This window comes from Nocardia sp. No.11 (assembly GCF_038752175.1).
In the GTDB taxonomy this organism is placed as follows: Bacteria; Actinomycetota; Actinomycetes; order Mycobacteriales; family Mycobacteriaceae; genus Nocardia; species Nocardia canadensis.
The window spans coordinates 1-1,697 of sequence record NZ_JBCGFB010000256.1; the positions used below are offsets into that span (position 1 = coordinate 1).

Annotated in this window: 1 protein-coding gene; it reads right to left on the minus strand. The window is 71.1% G+C overall.

From position 1 onward, the window contains the following. Window positions 1-1,697 (minus strand): N-acetylmuramoyl-L-alanine amidase (locus V8688_RS31880; RefSeq protein ID WP_342802374.1); only part of this gene is annotated, 1,697 nt, incomplete at both ends.

Sequence of the window (1,697 nt, forward strand, 5' to 3'; positions counted from 1 at the left end):
GTTCGGCCGGGACCTGCGGGGCGACCGGCTCGGTCGGCGCGGGGGCGCCGGGAGCCGCGGGGACCGTCGAGGTCGGGGCGGTGGTGGCGGGCGCCTGCTCGGGCTTGGTGCCGTTCATGCCCTCCATCTCGGCCTTGTAGGTCTCGTTGTAGGTCTTCCAGAACGTGGTGACGATGCCGGTGAGCTCGTTGAGCACCAGCGATCCGTTCTGGAAGTCCGCACGCAGACCATCCGGCACCAGGTAGGCGCTGCCGGTCGGCAGGCCGAGCACGCCCGAGTCACCGCCCAGGCTGAGGTAGCGGTCCAGGATCGCCCCGACCACCTCGAAGACCGCGCCGTTCTCCCCGGAGAAGACGTAGCCGTTGGCGAACTTCGCGTACTGGCGGCCCTGCGCGCCCGAGAGCAGATCCGACTGCGGCGCGCCGAGCGGACCGTCGACACCGCCGCGGCTGACCCAGTGCCTGGCGATCTCGTTCGAGCCGGACAGACCGAGCAGCTTGTCGACCAGCGCGCCGAGTTCGGCCATATTGCCCTGCTGCTGCGGCGCGCGGGCCTGCTGGCTCGGCGGCCGCTCCGGCGTCGCGGGTGAGGAGTAGGTGCTGCTGTTGCCCGCGGCGATCCCACGGATTCGGTCCATCAGCGCGTAGGCCGCGTCGCCGGGGCAGTCGGTGTTGCCGACGTCGCGGTGCGCGAACACCGTCGGCAGGTCGACCGCCTCGTCCTGGGCGTACGGGGTGAACTCGGTGCCCTCGGAGTACATCGTGGTGTGGCCCTCGGGATCGATCCCCGCGATCTTGGACCGCCACCCGATGAACTTGCCGATCGCGTTGATCGACTCGTTGCTCGGTGTCTCGGTCTCGTAGTTGCCCATCAGCGCCACGCCCGCGGTGTTCTCGTTGAACCCGCCCGCGTGCGCGCCCTGCACCGCCCGGTCCAGACCGCCGTAGCGGCCCTCGAAGATCTGGCCGTACTGGTCGACCAGGGCGTTGTAGCCGATGTCGCACCAGCCCAGGGTCTCGGCGTGGTAGGCGTAGATCGCGCGGACGATGCCCGCCGACTCGGCTCGGCTGTAGTCGTTGCGACCGGCCGTGTGGTGCACGGTGATGCCGCCGACGCCGTCGTCGTAGGTGGGTTCCTCGCAGCGGATCGACTCGTCGGCACCCCACTGCGCGCGGGTGATGACCTTCGGGCCGCCGCCGGGCAGCGCCGCGGCGACATCGGTGAGCCCGGCGTCGATGGCGGCGCGGCCCGGGTTGATCAGGATGGCCTTGAGCGCGGCCTCGGTGAGATGGGCCGGGTCGCTGTGATCGGCGCCGGCGACCGGCTTGCGGGTCACCAGCATCTGCACGGCGGTGGTCTCGCCGACGTAGATCGGCTCGGTGCCGGTCGGCGCGTCGGCCGGGGTCTGGTCGGTGGCCCTGGTGTCGACCGGATCGGCGTCGTACCAGGGGCCCCAGTTGCCGTCCAGTTGGCGGGCCCGCAGCTTGGTGGTGGTGTTCACCAGGTCGCGCGCGGTGACCGCGACCATGCTGAACGGGGTCTCCTGGGTGAGCTCCTTGACCTGCGCGCCGACCTGGTCGATCAGGTCTGGTCCGACCGCGCCGGGGGACAGCGCCGGGGTCTCGGGGGTGGTGCCGGGCTCCAGGTTGGCCGGGTCGGCGATGAACTTCATTCCGGTCGGCCGGTTCTGGACGACC